Origin of the sequence: Sporosalibacterium faouarense (assembly GCF_016765695.1) — a bacterium.
GTDB lineage: Bacteria > Bacillota > Clostridia > Tissierellales > VENL01 > Sporosalibacterium > Sporosalibacterium faouarense.
The window spans coordinates 53901-73248 of sequence record NZ_JAETGO010000025.1 but is presented as its reverse complement, the minus strand read 5'-3'; the positions used below and the strand labels follow the sequence as shown (position 1 = coordinate 73248).

The following is a 19348-nucleotide window of genomic DNA, read 5'->3' as shown; positions in this document are numbered from 1 at the left end:
TGTTTACGTGTGGCTTATTTCTTTCAAATTTTGCTTTTGCCATTTTTCAATTCCTCCTTAATATGTAAATAATTTTGTTTAAGTTTAGAAAACTTAACCGGGTGTTTCGTAAAAGAAACCAATTAAACATTATGTCAATTCTCTTATTGGAGCCCACGACCGGACTTGAACCGGTGACCTCTTGCTTACCATGCAAGTGCTCTACCTGCTGAGCTACGTGGGCATCTATCACCACTGCATATTATTCTACTATTTACAAAAGCCCTTGTCAACTCCAAAAACTTCTAACAATAGAAAGTTTTACAGCTCCTTCAACTCAAGATATCTTTCTAGCTTTCTCTTCACTCTTTGTAATGCATTATCTATAGATTTTACATGTCTATCTAAATCCACAGCTATTTCTTGGTATGATTTACCTTGAAGGTATGACATTAAAACTTCCCATTCTAAATCACTTAGTATTTCTCCTATTTTACTCTCAATATGATTCAATTCTTCCCTACTTATTATCAACTCTTCTGGATCAGTGATTTTAACACCAGATAATATATCTAATAACGTCCTGTCTGATTCTTCATCATAGATAGGTTTATTAAGAGAAACATATGAGTTTAGAGGAATATGCTTCTGTCTAGTGGCAGTTTTAATTGCAGTAATAATTTGCCTAGTTATACATAGCTCAGCGAAGGCTCTAAAAGAACTAAGCTTGTCCTCTCTATAATCACGAATAGCTTTATAAAGACCTATCATACCTTCTTGTATGATATCTTCTTTGTCTGCCCCAATGAGAAAATAAGATCTTGCTTTTGCTCTAACGAAGTTTTTATACTTCTTTATTAGATATTCTAGCGCTCTTGGTTCTCCATTTTTGGCATCCTTAATTATTTCTTCATCCTCCATCAATTCATATGAATCAATTGGCAGTTCATTATGTACACTTAAGCCCACTAGCATCCCCTCCAGCAAATTGTAAAAAATTTAAAGTAACAATTTCATTATATAGTAATGTGATTCGTTGAGTCAAGGTTATTTACTCATTCTTTCCCCATTTTTCAAGTTTTTTTAAGATTTCAGGGTCAAGTCTACCCATTAACATGTCATTAGATTCATTTTTCGTTGAATTTTTCCTCTCAATCCTTTTCTTTACACTCTTTATTTCTAGCTGTAATTCTCTAGCTGATATCCTCGTTCCACCTCTTCCCAAAACAATTTGCTGCTCAACCCAATCAGAAGTAGCTACCCTGATTTTCTTTCTTTTTCCAAGGGAATCAAGAATCTTCTCAATATATTGATCTGCCGTCTCATTCTCTTTAGTGTACACTACTTCTACTTCTTTATATTTTTCTTTTTTTTCAGAGCTGCCTTTAACTAAGTGAGCATCATATACAATTATCACGGTTATTCCTGTATAGGCTTGGTACTCTGCCATAATATCTATTAATTCATTTCTAGCTGTCTCTAAACTTATTTTACTCAAATCCCTAAGATTGTCCCATGCATTTATAATATTATATCCATCAACAAATAGAAACTCTTTAGTTTGTGCCTTCATACCATTTCCTTAACTCCTCTGCCTTAACACTTCGTAGGTAATTATAGAAGTTGCTACAGAGGCATTTAAAGATGATACTTTTCCCTTCATAGGTATTTTAACTAGAAAATCACACTTTTCCTTAACAAGTCTGCTAATACCCTTTCCTTCATTCCCAACTACAATTCCTATAGGACCCTTTAGGTCTTTTTTAAAATAATCTTCATCGCCATCCATATCTGCACCATATATCCATAATCCTCTTTCCTTTAACTCTTCAATAGCATTTGATATATTGGTTACTTTAGCAACTGGCATATATTCAATTGCACCAGCCGAGGTTTTAGCAACAGTTGAAGTGAGTCCAACTGACCTTCTTTTAGGAATAATTACGCCGTGTACTCCAGCACATTCTGCCGTTCTCATTATCGCACCTAAGTTATGAGGGTCTTCTATTTCATCTAAGATAATAACAAAAGGAGCTTCTCCTTTCTCCTCGGCAGATTTCAATATGTAATCAATTGACTTATATTCATGGGCTGATACTAAAGCAATTACACCTTGATGATTTCCCGTCTCACTTAATGAATCTAAATTGCTTTTATCAACATATTGAACTAAAACTTTCTTGCTTTTTGCCATGCCTATAATCTTCTTTATAGAACCTTGATTTGAGCCTTTTGACAATATTATTTTTTCAATTTCTCTTCCTGATTTTAATACTTCAATTACAGGATTTCTTCCTTCAACTTGATTTTCACCACTCAATCTTTTCACTCCCTATTCTTAATCGTTATTCTTATTTTATCTAAATATATATTTTAAAATCTTTTGTAAAAACTTTAATTTAATCTAATTACTTTAATCTCTTTAAAATACTTTAAGTTATACTAATCATTTACTATTTCATCAAACAACCATAATATCCTATCTATATCTCCTTTTATATAAAGATACCCAATCAATGCCTCAAATCCAGTAGCATATTTATAATCAGATATACTGGCATTTTTAGGAACAGAAGCCGACTTAGCATTTCTACCTCTCTTTAATACTGACCATTCTTCTTCTGTAAGCTTCTCCTCTAAAAAAAATGCTATTTTAGCTTGGGCTTCAGCTTTAACATAATTAACTGCTTCTTTATGTAACTCATTTACAGAAACCTTCTTTTTATCCACAAGATATGTCCTAACTAAAACCTCGTAAACTGCATCACCTAAATAAGCCAATTGAAGAGGAGACATTAGTCGTGCATCCATCTCAGTCCAATCACTTCTACTTTTATTTAAAAAATCTGAAGTATTATCATTCATATAATCACCTATATTCTTTTCCACTTTGTGCCTTGAGGACTATCTTCTAATTCTATACCTTTTTCTTTTAGTATATCCCTTAATTCATCAGCTAATTTATAGTCTTTATTAATCCTTGCCTCTTCTCGTTTTTTAATAAGCTCTTTTATTTCATCATCTATTACATCTTCTTCTTTAGATAGAATTCCCAATATTGAGCTTGATTTCATCAGAGTATTATATATTTCTTGAACTAGCTTCTTAGGAGATTTTTCAGTTAAATGAGAATTAGAATATTTAACTATCTCAAATAGATATGAAATTGCATCAGCTGTATTAATATCATCATCCATACTATCTATAAATTTCTTTCTATAGCTATTAACTTCATTTAATATATCCTTATCAAGATTATTTAATTCTTTATCCTCAGCTCTCTCTATTAAATACTGTAAATTCCTTTTGCCATTGTATAGTCTATCTAAGCCATTTTTAGCTTGAAGTACTGTTTCTCTACTAAAGTTCATTTGCTTTCTGTAATGAGCTGTCAATATAAAGAATCTAATAATCTCAAGATCAAATTCTTCACTTACACCTCTAACAGTTGAAAAATTCAACTTAGATTTTGACATTTTTATGTCGTCTACATTCATCATACCATTATGAAGCCAATAGTTAGCAAATGGTTTCTCTGTTAATGACTCACTCTGAGCTATTTCATTTTCATGATGAGGAAATTGTAAATCATCTCCTCCAGCATGTATATCTATTGTTTCTCCTAGATATTTTTTAGCCATTACAGAGCATTCAATATGCCATCCTGGTCTACCTTTGCCCCAAGGACTATTCCAAGAAGGCTCCCCTGGCTTTTCTTTTTTCCATAGTGCAAAGTCTCCAGGGTTTTTCTTTTCATGACTTACTTCAACCCTTGCTCCAGAAATTAAATCTTCTAGTTTCTTCTTGGATAATTTCCCATAATTCTTAGCAGTAGAAATGTCAAAATAAACATTTCCATCTACGTTATATGCATGACCTTGTTCTTCAAGTCCTTTAATGAAAGAAATAATATCGCCAATATGATCCATTGCTCTAGGATGACTCGTTTCATCCTCCTTAACTAATAATCCTTCAGCATCTATAAAATACTCTTTAATAAATCTATCAGCTATCTTCTTAACTGTGGTTCCTTCTTCATTTGCCTTTTGTATCATTTTATCATCTATATCTGTAAAATTAACTAGGTAATCTACTTCATATCCCTTATATTGAAGATATCTTCTTAGAACATCAAATACAACTAGAGGCCTTGCATTCCCTACATGTATATAATTATATACCGTAGGACCACATACATACATTGTTACCTTCTCAGGATCTATTGGTTTAAATTCTTCCTTTGTTTTTGTCAATGTGTTATAAAGTCTCATTTGAATTTCTCCCTTCTATTTTTATTATATAATTTTCTAGCTTTGATAGTCTACTTTGCATACAAGCAATTTCCTGTGCAATAGGATCAGGTAGTCTTATTTGATCTAAGTCGATTTCATGACCAATTCTTTTTATTTTACGATTATCTTTTATTACCACTCTACCAGGAATGCCAACGACTGTGCAATTCTCAGGAACTTCCTTTAATACTACTGCTCCTGCTCCTATTTTAGAATTGGAACCAACAGTAAATGGACCTAGAACCTTTGCCCCAGCACTTATTACAACATTATCTCCAATAGTAGGATGTCTTTTTCCACATTCTTTACCTGTACCACCTAAGGTTGCTCCTTGATAAATAGTGACATTATTACCTATTTCGGCAGTCTCTCCTATAACTACTCCCATTCCATGATCAATAAAAATACCTTCTCCAAGACTTGCTCCAGGATGAATCTCTATACCTGTAAAAAATCTTGCCATATTTGATAAAATTCTTGCAAATAGAAATAGTCTTTTTTTATATAACCAATGAGATAGCCTATGAATAGTTATGGAATGCAACCCTGGATAACAAACCAATATCTCCAATGTACTTTTAGCAGCAGGATCTCTATCTCTTATTGCCTTTATATCGTTTTTGATATGCTTAAACATATTTATTCCTCCAAAATAAGAATACATAATTGGTAACTTTCTGAGATTAATAGTTTTATTTGACCCACTCTTAAAATAAAAAAACCGCCTCTATATATAATATATAGAGACGGTTTAATCACACCGCGGTTCCACTCTACTTGAGTAAAATACTCCTCTTTAAGGTCTTAACGCTCCTCAGCGATTAATCCTACTACAATTTCGGATAACAGTTCAAAGGCGCACTTCAATTTACCATTGATATAAAGTCTTTTTCAGCCTAGAAGACTTCTCTCTGTATATTTGATAAATTTACTTTACCTCATCATAACTTTTATTTATTAATACCCTATAATATGATAAAATCTCAAAATTAGTTACAAATTCATTAGCTGGATAAATTTCATATTTATAATTCAAAATAATATTAACATCGGATTTCTAAATTCTTTAATCTTATACCAAATTGTTCTCTACATAGTTAATTCGTTCTAATATGTTTTCTTTACCTAAAACCAAAATTATATTTCCCATATCAGGTCCATGAAGCTGTCCTGTTAGAACTATCCTTACAGGCATAAACAAATTTTTCCCTTTAATACCTGTTTTCTTTTTTAGTACTTTAAACAGTCCACTAGCAAATTCTTCATCTACTTCATTAATTTGCTGAAGTTCTTCTTTAAATGCAGCTAATAATGCAGGAACCTGTTCTCCCTTTAACATTTCCCTCGCTTCATCATTTTCAGGATTTATCTCATTCTTAAAGAAAATATCTACATGGTCTACTATCTCTGATATATATGATATTTTTTCTTGTACAGCTACAACCATTGTCTTTATCCACTCATAACGATTATTGATATCTTCATCTGTTATATACCCAGCTTCCTTGAGATGAGGGATAGCTAGCTTTGTAATTCTATCTTGATCTGCTTTTCTTATATGCTGTCCATTAACCCAGTTGAGCTTATCAACATCAAAGACTCCTCCAGTTTTTGATACTCTCTCAAAAGAAAATTCTTTTATTAATTCTTCAGGAGTGAATATCTCTTGATTTCCTTCTGGACTCCACCCTACTAATGCTAAGTAATTTATAAGAGCTTCTGGCAAATATCCCTTTTTCTTAAAATCTCCAACTGCTACGTCGCCTTGACGTTTACTTAATTTCTTTTTATCTTTATTTAATACCGTTGGTAGATGTATAAACTTAGGTATTTCCCAACCAAATGCATTATATAATATTATCTGCTTAGGTGTTGATACTAACCACTCATCTCCCCTAACTACATGGGAAATCTCCATTAGATGGTCATCAACTACTACTGCAAAATGATAAGTTGGAAACCCATCGGTTTTTATAAGAACCTGATCATCTACTTCACTAGTATTTATAGTAATTTCACCTTTTACAACATCTTCAAAGTTTATATCTTTATTATCTGGAACTTTAAGTCTAATAGTATAATCTTCTCCAGCATCTATTTTCTTTTTTGCTTCTTCTAAGTCTAAATTTCTACAATGTCTATCGTACATCGGTGTTAATCCTTGTTCCTTCTGCTCTTCTCTTACCTTATCAAGTCTTTCTTTAGAACAGAAACAATAATATGCATGGCCTTTTTCAATTAACTCTTCAATATATTTATTATAAATATCTAGTCTTTCAGATTGAATATAAGGACCATATTCTCCCTTTTGTACAATCTTTCCATCTTCAATAAATGGACCTTCATCATGCTTAACTCCTGCCCATACCAATGCCTCAATCATATTTTCTATTGCATCGTCCACATATCTATTTCTGTCAGTATCTTCAACTCTTAAAATATACTTGCCACCTTTTTGGTTTGCAAATAAATAATCGTATAATGCAGTTCTTAATGAACCTATATGTACATACCCAGTTGGACTAGGCGCAAATCTTAATCTCACATCAGACATATCGTTACCTCCTACCACGTCGTTATTCTATTTGTATATTATATACTACATGAAAAATGGTATCAAGGAGAAATCCGTAAAATCTTTACCATATATTACAAAATATCACCTAGCCATGCAAATATACCAGCGAATAATTGCCTTATGAAGTCTAGTACTCGTTGTAACATTGATTTGACTTCTTTATTTTCCTCTGAAACTTTATTAATCTTCTCTGTTACTCCTTTTAATTGCTGTTTAACCTCATTAATATTCAAGTCTAGCTTTGAAATATTTTTCATAAGAGTAGTCACTGTATCAATCTGCTCTTTATTTAAGTTAATATTTAAATCTCCTGTTATCTCAATTATTATCTTTTTAATATCCGATTCATCTTTTACATCTTTACTTATTATCTCTTCTTTCACTCTACGTACTAATTCACTAGCATTATCCTTACCAATTTCATCCCCTAGTTGACCAGTCCTAGAGATTTCTTCATTAGCAACTTTCTTTTTCTCCTCATCTATTTTACTACCAGTAACATCTTCAAAAGCTTTTATAATTCCAGTCAGCGCTGCTGTTCCCGAAACCTTTATGGGAGCTGCAATTTTTACTTTAGCATCCTCTATCCCTGCTGTGATTAAAGCATTTTTATACATTTCCTTTGTAACCCAAGTAATATTATATGTTTCAACATCTATGCCTTTACCTTCCTCTAGCTCCATTACATAAGCAGAAGAAATAGCTCTAGTTCCTATCAATTCTTCCTTGATATATCCACTTAAATAGTCCCTCTCCTCTTGATTTGTTACATAAATTACTTTAGTACTTTCCTCTACATTGAAAATATCTAGTATTTGATTCCTTTGTTCTTTATTTAAATCCTCACCTAAGCTAATTACTACTTTTTCACTTTCTGAATCTATACCCTTTGTGAACCCTACTGAAGCAAAAATTAAACTTATCAATAATATTAAGTTTAGTAGAATATTTGTTTTCTTATACATATATACCTCCAATACCGCAATAATTTATTCCAACATAAAATTAAGCTTAAAGAATTAATTTATTTAAAAATGACTTCCAAATTTATATTAATTTGATAATATAATATACAGCTAAAATTAGAATAACATGCACTATCCACCACCCAATAGATAGAAACCTAAATCTACTTAACCTACTTTTCTCTCTATTCTTATCCATCACTGTCCTCCTGATTTTTTACTTCTTTGTTTTATTTTGCTCACAATATCTTTTCCATATACTAAAAAAAGACCATTACACAATAACTAACCTAATAATTGTGTAATGGCCTCATTTGTTTTAATTACTTATTTCAAAAGCTATATATTTAACCCTTGCTCTTCAAATTCTTTTTTTACATTTTTCATTATTTCATCTGTATTAATCTCAATTTTTTCTCCTTTGCCTCTAACTACATACTCTACTACATCTTCATTTGCTCTTCTTCCTACTGTAATTCTTATTGGTATTCCTATCAGCTCTGCATCCTTAAATTTGACTCCAGCTCTTTCATTTCTATCATCTAATAGCACTTCTAAACCTTGAGTCTTTAAATCTCTATATAGCCTTTCACCTAACTCCACTTGATCTTCTTTCTTTGAACTTATAATCGTAATCATGACATGGAATGGAGCAACAGATAGTGGCCAAATAATCCCTTTATCATCATGTCTCTGTTCTATTATAGCTGACATTGTTCTATTTATACCTATACCATATGAGCCCATAACGAATCTTTGCTCTTTACCATTTTCATCTAAGTATGTGGCATTTAATGAATCACTATATTTAGTTCCAAGTTGGAATATATTACCTACCTCTATTCCTCTCTCTATCTTAAGGGCACTACCACATTTAGGACATGCATCTCCTTCTCTTACAAGTAATAAGTCTTCAACCACTTCACCCTGAAAATCTTTAGCATAATTAGCATTCTTGATATGATAATCCGTTTCATTAGCACCGACTATTACATTTTTCATCTTTGCTACTCTTGAATCTATTAATAGAATTACATCCTCTTGAAGTCCAATTGGTCCTGCAAATCCAACTTCTGCTCCAGTTACTTCCTTAATCGTTTTTTCATCTGCTAGTTCTAATTCATGCTCTGGTACTTGCAAATGATTGACTAGCTTAATTTCATTTAGTTCTCTGTTTCCTGGTATAACAGCAGCCACTACTTTATCTTTGACTCTATATATTAATGTCTTGGCGAATTTATCTGCTGAAAGATTAAAGAAACCTGTTAAATTTTCTATGGTCTTAACAGATGGAGTATGAACTTTTTCAATCTCTAGCTGACTTTCATCAATCTCATTAATAGTATAATTACAATGAGCCGTTTCATCAGTAGCTGCATAATCACAAGAATCGCAGTATGCCAATTGACTTTCCCCTATATCGGAAATTGCCATAAACTCATGGGAATCACTTCCTCCCATTGCTCCAGAATCACCTTCAACAATCTTAAACTTTAATCCACATCTAGTAAATATCTTATCATATGCATCCCACATCTCTTTATAAGATTTTTTTAATCCTTCTTCATCCATATCAAAGCTATATGCATCCTTCATGATAAATTCTCTAGATCTCATAAGTCCAAATCTTGGTCTCTTTTCATCTCTATACTTAGTTTGAATCTGATAAATATTAAGAGGAAGTTGCTTATAGGATTTTAACTCATTCTTTATCAAATCTGTGAAATACTCTTCATGGGTTGGGCCTAAACAAAACTCTCTTTCATGTCTGTCCTTTAATCTAAACATTTCAGGTCCATAATCGTACCATCTTCCACTTTCTTGCCAAATCTCTGCTGGTTGAATGGCTGACATAAGCACCTCTTGAGATCCAGCTGCATCCATTTCTTCTCTAACTATTTTTTCTACATTCTTTAGAACCTTCAGTCCTAATGGTAAATATGAATAAACTCCTGATACAAGCTTCCTAATCATTCCAGCCCTTAACAACAGTTGATGACTTGGAATCTCTGCCTCTGAAGGCACTTCTCTTAATGTTGGCAAATAAAACTTTGACATTCTCATATTATTCTCTCCTCTCATTTTTTATATCTAAATATAAGTTAATATTAATTTTTAATATACAATTGTTTATTTAAATAATAAAAAAACCTCCATCCCAGAAAGGGACGAAGGTTATCCGCGTTACCACCCTAATGGATTATTAATAAAATTAACAATCCTCTCAATTATATAACGGTACTCCCGTCTAAGTCTACTAAGTTCAACCTAGAAGCTCAAGGATGGGTTCAATAATAAGAGGGTCAGAAATCTTCCAGCCAAGGACTTCTTCTCTATAGACCATTAATATTTACTATTTCCTCTCAAAGCTTTTAACGACCATATTAAATTATATAAACTATATAAATTATCTATTTATAGCTATATTGTATGCTATTTTAAACTATATGATACTAAATGATTTGCCAGTTGTCAATATTAATAATCTAACTTCTAAACATAACTGACTCTTTATTAAACATTTTCACCGTAAGGAACAATGCTAATGCTATATAAAGTATTGTCCATCCAGATACTATCAATATATGTTGAATATTAAATACCAAAACAATAGATTCCTTTATTACTGCTATAGTATTGACTAAAGGAATATGGAAGAAGTACTCTGGTATCTCCTTTCCATCCAAATACATAGTTAAATAAGCAGGTAACATAACTACAATTGTTAAAGGACTTAGATAGGTTTGAGCTTCTTTAAAACTTCTAGCGAAGAAGCTGATTGCAAGCTCTAAGGCACTAAATACAAGAGCTAGACCTATACAAAGTATTCCTACAGCGACTGCTGATTTTAACGGCATCCCAGAGCCTGTTCCCATAAAGTTTGGATTTATTTTTCCTGCAATTCCAAAACCTATTAAGGCTGCAATAGTCCCCATAATAGCTGCTATAACTACCGCAAAGTATTTTCCCATTAATAATGATAACCGATTTGCCCTTGTTGTAAGTAAAGGCTCAAGTGTTTGTCTTTCCTTTTCGCCTGCACCTAAATCCGTAGCAGCAGGTATACCTCCTACAGCAGCCCATACAGTTAACATTAATGGAAGCAGCATTGAAAGAATCATTATACCTAATCCAGCATCTTCATCTTGATTAGCAATTGGAGTTGAAGACACACTTATAGGATTTAACACCTGCGGGTCAATACCTAATTCCTCCAGCCTATTAAAAACTATAGATTGTGAGTATTCTCCAATAATTCCGGCAACCCTACTTCTAGCACTGTCGGAATTAGTACTAGTACTATCATATAGAATTTCTATATCGGGCATCTCATCATTCTCGATTTGTTGATCTACCCCTTGAGGTATCTTTATAATAGCCTTAATATCCAATTCACTTAGAGCTTCTTCAGGATTATCAGGCGCTACAACATTAATCCCTTCATGATCTCTTATAAAACTCTCAAGTTTACTTTCTTCTTCACTTATAATAGCAATACTTATATCCTGACTACTATCATCAATAAACTTATCTGTTCCCATACCAATAACGAAAGCCATTATGGGAAACACTAGAATTGGTATTAAAATACTAGTTATTAAAGTTTTCTTGTCTCTGAAAATATCAGTTAATTCCTTTTTTAATACTATCCACGTATACTTATTAATCATTTTTTACCACCTACCAATTTCACAAAGATATCTTCAAGCTCCATGTCTTCATATTTTTCTCTTAATTCCTTAATAGTAGCCACTTCAACGATTTCACCTTTATGTATAATTCCAACCTCGTCACATAACTTTTCAACCTCATTCATTGAATGACTAGAAAAAACAATAGTTTTACCCTGTTCCTTTAGTCTTCTAATAAATTCATGTACAACTCTTATAGATGTAACATCAAGTCCAGAAGTAGGCTCGTCGAACAGCATTATATCCGGGTCATGAATGATACTCCTCGCAATAGATACCTTTTGCTTCATTCCTTTAGAGAATTTTCCAGCTCTTCTGTCAAGATATTCATTCATATCTAGCATATTTGAAATTTCTTCTATCCTTCTTTCAATTTCAAGTTTTTCCATGCCATTTAATAAACCAAAATATGTAATGTTCTCTCTAGCTGTTAATCTATCATATAATCCTGTTTCTCCTCCAAACAATATTCCTATTAAACCTCTAACCTTTTCTGGGTGCTGTAGTAAGTCTATTCCGTCAACTATTGCAGTACCATTTGTAGGTTTGAGCATAGTGGCAAGCATTCTTAGAGTAGTAGTTTTACCTGCACCATTTTCTCCTAGAAGTCCAAATACAACACCCTTCTTAACTTCAAAAGATATATTTGTAACTGCATCTACTTTTTTAAAGCTTTTACTTAGATTCTTTACTTGAATCATATTTTCACCCCCTACAATATTTTATAATTTTTAGTAAAAATATACAATAACATATTTAGACTTTAATATCCTCAGTAGTAAAAGAACTTACGGATAAAGGATTTTTTTATATAATCTACAATATGTACTTACCTCGATATATCAGTTATTAAAAAACTATATACTTAATGCTTCTTTATTATTGAACAAATAGCTTGAGAAGAAATCCCTTCTTCTCTACCCTCAAACCCTAATTTTTCAGTGGTAGTAGCTTTTATATTTATATTTTCTATTGATGTTTCAAAAGCTTTAGCAATACTTAGTCTCATATCTTCTATATGAGGAGCAAGTTTAGGTCTTTGTGCCACGATTATACAATCTAAATTATTTAACTCATAACTTTTATCCTTCATGGTTTTTATAACTGTATCTAAAAGTTTCATACTAGAAATATTTTTATATTCATCGTCAGTATCTGGAAAATGCTTCCCTATATCTCCTAAAGCTAATGCTCCTAAAATACAGTCCATTATCGCATGAACTAGTACATCTGCATCGGAATGTCCTAAAAGCCCTAGTGAATGCTCTATTTCCACTCCACCTAATATTAACTTTCTATTCTCAACTAATTTATGTACATCATAGCCTATTCCTACCTTCATATTTTTAACCCCCTATAGATTGTTTCCTCAGAATCATTTCTCCCAAAGGCAAATCCTCTGGTGTAGTTATTTTAATGTTGTCATAGCTACCCATTATCATCTTTACATTATGCCCTAGCTTTTCTACAAGCATACTATCGTCAGTTGCATTATAACCAATTTCTTTAGCTTTATTATAAGCCTTTATTAATAAATTATAGTCAAAGCTCTGAGGCGTTTGAACAGCCCAAAGTTTATCCCTATCAGGTGTACTAAGAACATTATTATTAATATCTACAGTCTTTATCGTATCCTTAACAGGAACCCCAACTACACAAGCTTTATATTCTAAAGTATTTTTAATACTAGATGATATAATCTTATTATTGACAAATGGTCTCGCTCCATCGTGAATTAATATAATATCTGTTTTTTCACTAACAGACCTTATTCCGTTATATACTGAATCTTGCCTTTCTTTACCTCCAGCTATAACCTTACTTACCTTTTTTAAATCATATTTATCAATCACCATTTCTTTACATAAGTCTATCTCATCTTCTCTAACCACAACAACAATATCATCAATTATATCTTCTTTACAAAATTTCTCGATAGTGTGCCCTAAAACTGGTTTATCATTAATAAGCATAAACTGCTTATTTATATTACTATTCATTCTTTTACCCATGCCTGCAGCCGGTATAACTACAGATATATACTTGTCTTTAAAACCCATTCTATCACCTCAAAATAATTATAACATAATACTTGTCTTTTAATATTACAAAATACATTTCCCCAAATCCTATAATGTATAAAGCACAAGTATTGCACATTAAGAAATACTCGATCAAACGACCGAGTATTTCTTATAAAAGTATGTTATTATACCGCTTTATCAATCATTGACTTTGGTTTTGCAAATATCATTCTTCCCGCAGCAGTTTGTAGTACACTTGTCACCATTACTTCTATATTTTCACCAATATATTTCTTCCCGCTATCTACGACAATCATTGTTCCATCATCAAGATAAGCAACCCCTTGACCTGATTCCTTACCATCTTTGATAACTAAGACATTCATTTGCTCTCCTGGTAAAACAACTGGCTTTACTGCGTTAGCCAACTCATTTATATTCAATACAGCCACTCCGTGAAACTCGGCAACTTTATTTAAGTTAAAGTCATTTGTAACAACCTTCCCTTTAATAAATTGAGCAAGTTTCAAGAGCTTACTATCCACTTCACTTATATCTTCAAAATTCTTTTCATGTATTATAACTTCAATATCTAACTCTTTTTGAATCTTGTTTAATATATCCAATCCTCTTCTACCTCTATTTCTCTTAAGAGAGTCAGAGGAGTCGGCAATATGTTGTAATTCTTCTAATACGAATTCTGGAATAACTAGAGGTCCTTCAACAAATCCTGTTTTACAAATATCTGCAATTCTTCCATCAATTATTACACTAGTGTCTAAAACCTTTGGACACCCTTTAAAAGAAGTTTTTGTTTTGTCTTTATCTTTATTACTTCCTCTTTTAAATATATCAAGTAAATTAGTAAAATCGTCTCGCTTTTTTGTTGGTATTATTATTCCTAAATATCCTAATAACAAGTAAGATAGTATAGAAATAAACACACCTGCAAAAGGTATTTCTAAGAATAGTCTACTTAGTAAATAAGCAATTACTAATCCAAAAATAAGCCCAACAGCACCTAATATAATATCAAAGGCAGGCATTTCCTGCAGCTCACTTTCTACCTTGCTTACTCCTTTCTTACCGAATTTGATAAGTCTAGTTGAAAAAATAAAGAATATGATTCCAAATAATAAGCTTACACCAATATACATAATTAAATTTTGGGTAGCTCCTTCAACAAAATCTAAAAGTCCAAACGATTTACTCACAACAACTACTCCATAACCTAACATCATACCTATTAAGGTTATAAAAAGCTTTGCAACTTTATTTAGCATTTGAACATCACCTCCTAGTATATTTATTTCCAATATAATAATATTCTATAACTAATTTACCACTTTTTGCAATATTTAACCAAAAAAGTAGTATTTTTTTACTATAAATATTTAATAGATGAAAAAAAACAAGCGCCTAAACAGACGCCTACTTAACCACTTCATCGATTAATCTTTCAACCTCAGGTTGGTCTAAATCTTTTGCCAAAACAATTTCACTTATTAACATTTGTTTAGCATTATTTAGCATTTTTCTTTCACCTGTTGATAAGCCCTTCTCTTTATCTCTTATCATAAGATTTCTAACCACATTGGCAATCTCATAAATATCGCCACTCTTAATCTTATCCATGTTAGCTCTATAACGTCTATTCCAATTCTGAGGCATTTTAGTCTTATCATCTCCTAAAACTGCAAGTACTTGTTCTACCTCTTGATTGTTTATAACTTCCCTTATACCTATGTCATCTATATTGTCACAGGGAACCATTACTTTCATATCGCCCATTGGCATTTTCATAACATAATATTTTTTCTTATCCCCTAATATTTCTTTCTCTTCGATTGCAACTATTACTCCCGCTCCATGCATAGGGTATACTATTTTATCTCCTATATCAAACATATGCAACCCTCCCGTTTTATACATAGTATACTAAAGTAAATTATACACTATATTCGTTATTTTGTCAAATTATTTATTCTACCATACACAAATTAGCTTGTCAACTTAAATTTCAATTGACAATAACTTGTCTAAAAAAGTATAATTAAAATATAACAACAAACTACAACTGAGGTGATTAGATGCTAAAGGACTTACTATGTGATGATTTTCAGGAAAAAGTTTCAGATGTATTAATAAGACACAAAAGTATTTTAGATGTAATTACTAAACTAGGTGAATCAAATGCTCGTATTAATAGAGCAGTAATAAAAGCTTCAACTTCTTGTGGGTGTATTTCAATAAATTCTGAAAAGCAAGAGTATAATAAAGAAACCCTTGCAGAAGTCAAAGACTCTCTCAAAAGCCATGTTAGTGGCGAACTCTGTGATGTTTGTAAGGAAAAGATTGAAGAAGAAATCGGGGATCATTTATTTTATATAGCTTCCCTTTGTAATGCCTTAGATTTAAATCTATATGATATTTTAATTAAAGAATACAAAGAGCTAGACACATTAGGAGTATATAGCTTGTTATAATGCTACTAAAATAAATAGCGGCCCTTTGGCCGCTATAAATGTCTATCTAATAATGATTGTTCTTGTAGCCTTCTAAGCCCCTCTTTGATAGTTCTCGCCCTGATTTCTCCAATTCCTTCGACAGAATCTAATTGAGATATTGACGCTTTCAAAATTCCTTGAAATGAACCAAATTTTTCTATTACATTCTCGAGAACATTTGATGGTAATCTAGGTATTTTATTTAACACTCTATAACCCTTTGAGGAAACATTAATATCAAGTGAATTAATACCTTCATCATATCCAAGAGTACTAGAAATATTTATTAAATCAAGTAAGTCTTCAGACGAAAGATTCTTAATTTCTTTTTGTATATCTTCAAAGCTATTATTACTAGCCTCACAGCAATAATCTTTTATAACATTTATTCCATCTTCCTCTACATCTCCAGTTAATTCTTCCAACTGCATACTAATTAGCCTACCTTCATTTCCTAGTTCCAAAATATACTTTTCCATTTCAGCAACTACTCTCATTACCATTTCCGTTCTTTGCAAAACCTTAGCAACATCAAAAACTGTAACTAAATCTTCCAGCTCTAAAGCACTGAGATTTGCCATTGCTTGATTTAGAACAACCTTATATTTTTCTAATGTCTGTATAGCTTGATTGGCTTTATTTAATACTTCACTCATGTCTTTAATAACATATTTATAATTACCTTGATATAAGGTTATCACATTTCTTCTCTGAGAAATTGATATAACTAGTTTAGATGTTTGTTTAGCAACACGTTCAGCAGTCCTATGCCTAGTTCCCGTCTCTCTGGAAGAAATAAATGGATCAGGAACTAAATGAGCATTTGCATATAGTATTTTCTTCAAATCAGAACTTAAAATAATAGCACCATCCATTTTTGCCAACTCATACAAATGAGCTGGAGTAAAATCGCTATTTATATTGAAACCACCATCTACTATACTTAGAATTTCATCATCGTCTCCAATCAAAATCAATGCTCCAGTTTTTGCTCTAACAATATTATCTAATGCTTCCCTCAAGGGAGTTCCTGGAGATAACATTTTAATGGATTTATATATTCTTCTATTTTCAACCTTTTCTTCTAACATAATTACCCTCCCAAGATGATGTCTAGGGCCTCTCTCACACTATTCACACCTATTATTTCCATCTCTTCTTCAATATTCAACCCTTTAAGGTTAGCTTTCGGAACAATTGCAGTACTAAATCCTAATTTTGAGGCTTCCTTTATCCTATTCTCAATAAGATTTATAGTTCTAACCTCTCCAGTTAGGCCAACTTCCCCCATAACAACTGTTTTAGAATCAATTATCTTATCTTTGAAACTAGATGCTATAGCACATATAATTCCTAAGTCAACTGCAGGTTCTTTAATTTGAAGTCCTCCAATTATATTTATATAAGCATCACTATTTTGGAGCTGAAGTCCAGCTTTTTTCTCTAGTACAGCTATCATAAGAACTACTCTATTATAGTCTATGCCTGTTGCTACTCTTCTAGGCATACCAAATGCAGTTTGACTAATTAATGCCTGCATCTCTATAAGCATAGGCCTTGTACCCTCTATACTTGGCACTACTACACTACCTGAAGAAGATGTCGGTCTTCCCGATAATAGCATTTCGGATGGATTTTCAACTTCAACTAGTCCAACATCACGCATCTCAAATATGCCAATTTCATTTGTAGAACCAAATCTATTTTTTACTGCTCTTAATACTCTATAGGTATTATGCCTTTCTCCTTCAAAATATAGAACAGTATCTACCATATGTTCTAAAACTCTAGGTCCAGCAATTGAACCTTGCTTAGTTACATGTCCAACAATAAATGTAGCCATTTCTCTAGTTTTAGATAATCTCATTAGTAAAGCAGTTACTTCTCTTACTTGACTCACGCTCCCAGGAGCTGAAGTAATTTCAGGATTATAAACAGTTTGTATTGAATCTACTATCAATACATCAGGATTTAATTCCTCGACAGTTCTTCTGCCAATTTCTATATTAGTTTCAGCTAATATATATAAATCCTCGGACTTCACCTTTAACCTATCAGAACGTAACTTCACCTGCTTAGCTGATTCCTCTCCAGTTATATATAATACCTTTAATCCCCTACTGGCTATATTATGGGCTGTTTGTATTAACAAGGTAGACTTTCCTATCCCTGGATCTCCTCCAACTAAAATTAGGGACCCCTTTACTACTCCTCCCCCTAAAACTCTATCTAATTCATCAATATTAGTTGATTCTCTGTCCTCATCCTCCACTTGAATATCTTTTAGCTTTTGTATTGAACCCTCAGTGAACTCTCTCGAAACAACAGATTTAGATTTTTTTTCATATATCTCTTCTACTAGTGTATTCCATTGATTACAAGATGGACACTTTCCTAGCCATTTTGGTGTTTCATATCCACATTCCTGACATACATATTTACTCTTTAATTTACCCACAAAATACCTCCTAAATATTAGGTACATTTTAATTATTTACTAATATGCCAAATATTATAGTGTATAAAATGAAATATATCAATAATTTATACTATATTAATCATTTGAAAAAATTGCACATTTATCAATCAAAGATATTTTTCAAAGAACTTTAATATGTAATTTCTTCAACTATAATATTTTATTAAACTCTATGAAATCTCATCAATTTCTTCTTTAGTTGCTATACCTTTATCTATTAATAATTTTTCAATAGCTAATAATTTCTTATGTATTTTTGTTAGATAACCTAATTCTTCACTTTCATCATTCATTATATTTTCTTCCACTTCTTCGTACTCAATCAGTTCTAATACATAAATAAATTCTACTGGATCCCCTTTACTTACATCATCCGCAAGGTAATTATAACTAATTTCCCCTTCTCTCCCTATAAATTGAATGTCATCTTCAGGCACACTCACATCAAAGCACTCTTCTACTAATATATCCTTCAGTTTCTCATTATCTTCCCGACCTTTAACCGATATCTCAAATTTAATTCTTATTAATTTTTCGTTTGTATATTCACTTCTTATTAAGTCATGATAAAACTCTTTAGTATTAAATTCCATGTTACTTATAATAATTTTTGTCACCTAAAACCCTCCTATAAACCTCTAGCTTATATTTATCAAATTATACATTTAAAGAAATCACATATTTACAAATTAAGTATAAACTTTTTCACAAAATTTTAATATGAAATCTCCCCATTATGAAAATTATTAATATTTTAAACAATAAAAGTTTATTTAAAACCCTTTAAATAGATACCCCTTTAATTCACAAGATTATTGTTTGCATGAAATAT

The 19348-nt window shown here is 31.8% G+C and carries 19 protein-coding genes, 1 tRNA gene and 2 other annotated features; of the genes, 1 reads left to right on the top strand and 19 read right to left on the bottom strand.

Annotated features, from left to right (window positions below):
* Positions 1–147: 147 nt before the first annotated feature.
* The 16 genes from JMO20_RS04120 to JMO20_RS04045 form a co-directional block, all read right to left on the bottom strand.
* Positions 148–223, bottom strand: a tRNA-Thr gene (locus JMO20_RS04120).
* A gap of 77 nt (positions 224–300) precedes the next feature.
* Positions 301–948 carry an RNA polymerase sporulation sigma factor SigH gene (gene sigH, locus JMO20_RS04115; protein WP_341533978.1) on the bottom strand — a complete coding sequence of 216 codons (648 nt, stop codon included), beginning with the start codon at positions 946–948 and terminating at the stop codon, positions 301–303.
* Positions 949–1030: 82 nt separating this feature from the next.
* Positions 1031–1552 carry an NYN domain-containing protein gene (locus JMO20_RS04110; protein WP_202708266.1) on the bottom strand — a complete coding sequence of 174 codons (522 nt, stop codon included), beginning with the start codon at positions 1550–1552 and terminating at the stop codon, positions 1031–1033.
* A 9-nt stretch (positions 1553–1561) separates the two neighbouring features.
* Complete coding sequence (rlmB, locus tag JMO20_RS04105) at positions 1562–2299, bottom strand: 23S rRNA (guanosine(2251)-2'-O)-methyltransferase RlmB (protein WP_202708265.1); 738 nt, start codon at positions 2297–2299, stop codon at positions 1562–1564.
* A gap of 122 nt (positions 2300–2421) precedes the next feature.
* Positions 2422–2868 (bottom strand): Mini-ribonuclease 3, encoded by a 447-nt coding sequence (locus JMO20_RS04100; protein WP_341533977.1) that lies wholly within the window; start codon positions 2866–2868, stop codon positions 2422–2424.
* Complete coding sequence (cysS, locus tag JMO20_RS04095) at positions 2853–4250, bottom strand: cysteine--tRNA ligase (RefSeq protein ID WP_202708264.1); 1398 nt, start codon at positions 4248–4250, stop codon at positions 2853–2855. The genes JMO20_RS04100 and cysS overlap by 16 nt, the downstream gene beginning before the upstream one ends.
* The gene (gene epsC / locus JMO20_RS04090) at positions 4237–4908 is read right to left on the bottom strand and encodes a serine O-acetyltransferase EpsC (protein ID WP_202708263.1); all 672 of its coding nucleotides are present in this window, start codon (positions 4906–4908) and stop codon (positions 4237–4239) included. Before epsC ends, cysS begins: the two co-directional genes overlap by 14 nt.
* Before the next feature lie 102 nt (positions 4909–5010).
* Positions 5011–5225 (bottom strand) — a binding site (T-box leader).
* A 118-nt stretch (positions 5226–5343) separates the two neighbouring features.
* Positions 5344–6825: a glutamate--tRNA ligase gene (gene gltX / locus JMO20_RS04085; RefSeq protein WP_202708262.1), complete on the bottom strand. Its 1482-nt coding sequence runs from the start codon at positions 6823–6825 to the stop codon at positions 5344–5346.
* 95 nt (positions 6826–6920) lie between these two features.
* The gene (locus JMO20_RS04080; RefSeq protein ID WP_202708261.1) at positions 6921–7814 is read right to left on the bottom strand and encodes a DUF1002 domain-containing protein; all 894 of its coding nucleotides are present in this window, start codon (positions 7812–7814) and stop codon (positions 6921–6923) included.
* A 339-nt stretch (positions 7815–8153) separates the two neighbouring features.
* Positions 8154–9878: a proline--tRNA ligase gene (locus JMO20_RS04075; protein ID WP_202708260.1), complete on the bottom strand. Its 1725-nt coding sequence runs from the start codon at positions 9876–9878 to the stop codon at positions 8154–8156.
* 97 nt (positions 9879–9975) lie between these two features.
* Positions 9976–10190 (bottom strand) — a binding site (T-box leader).
* A gap of 110 nt (positions 10191–10300) precedes the next feature.
* Entirely contained in the window at positions 10301–11485 is a 1185-nt protein-coding gene (locus tag JMO20_RS04070) for an ABC transporter permease (protein WP_202708259.1), read from the bottom strand.
* A complete protein-coding gene (locus JMO20_RS04065) occupies positions 11482–12207 on the bottom strand; it encodes an ABC transporter ATP-binding protein (protein ID WP_202708258.1) in 726 nt (241 codons plus the stop codon). The genes JMO20_RS04070 and JMO20_RS04065 overlap by 4 nt, the downstream gene beginning before the upstream one ends.
* Before the next feature lie 164 nt (positions 12208–12371).
* Positions 12372–12848, bottom strand: coding sequence for a 2-C-methyl-D-erythritol 2,4-cyclodiphosphate synthase (ispF, locus tag JMO20_RS04060; RefSeq protein ID WP_202708257.1), 477 nt, complete (start codon positions 12846–12848; stop codon positions 12372–12374).
* Positions 12849–12852: 4 nt separating this feature from the next.
* Positions 12853–13566 (bottom strand): 2-C-methyl-D-erythritol 4-phosphate cytidylyltransferase, encoded by a 714-nt coding sequence (gene ispD, locus JMO20_RS04055; RefSeq protein ID WP_202708256.1) that lies wholly within the window; start codon positions 13564–13566, stop codon positions 12853–12855.
* Positions 13567–13715: 149 nt separating this feature from the next.
* A complete protein-coding gene (locus JMO20_RS04050) occupies positions 13716–14813 on the bottom strand; it encodes a PIN/TRAM domain-containing protein (RefSeq protein ID WP_202708255.1) in 1098 nt (365 codons plus the stop codon).
* Between the two features lie 148 nt (positions 14814–14961).
* Positions 14962–15438 (bottom strand): CarD family transcriptional regulator, encoded by a 477-nt coding sequence (locus JMO20_RS04045; protein ID WP_202708254.1) that lies wholly within the window; start codon positions 15436–15438, stop codon positions 14962–14964.
* 182 nt (positions 15439–15620) lie between these two features.
* On the opposite strand from JMO20_RS04045, the gene JMO20_RS04040 reads away from it, so the two are divergent.
* Positions 15621–16016 (top strand): nucleoside triphosphate pyrophosphohydrolase family protein, encoded by a 396-nt coding sequence (locus JMO20_RS04040; RefSeq protein ID WP_202708253.1) that lies wholly within the window; start codon positions 15621–15623, stop codon positions 16014–16016.
* A gap of 32 nt (positions 16017–16048) precedes the next feature.
* Here the strand turns inward: JMO20_RS04040 and disA are convergent, their stop codons facing one another.
* The 3 genes from disA to JMO20_RS04025 all read right to left on the bottom strand — a co-directional run bounded on the left by disA (position 16049) and on the right by JMO20_RS04025 (position 19133).
* Positions 16049–17128, bottom strand: a complete 1080-nt coding sequence (gene disA / locus JMO20_RS04035; protein WP_202708252.1) for a DNA integrity scanning diadenylate cyclase DisA — start codon at positions 17126–17128, stop codon at positions 16049–16051.
* A gap of 2 nt (positions 17129–17130) precedes the next feature.
* A complete protein-coding gene (radA, locus tag JMO20_RS04030; protein WP_202708251.1) occupies positions 17131–18495 on the bottom strand; it encodes a DNA repair protein RadA in 1365 nt (454 codons plus the stop codon).
* 191 nt (positions 18496–18686) lie between these two features.
* Positions 18687–19133: a hypothetical protein gene (locus JMO20_RS04025; protein WP_202708250.1), complete on the bottom strand. Its 447-nt coding sequence runs from the start codon at positions 19131–19133 to the stop codon at positions 18687–18689.
* Between the last annotated feature and the right edge of the window lie 215 nt (positions 19134–19348).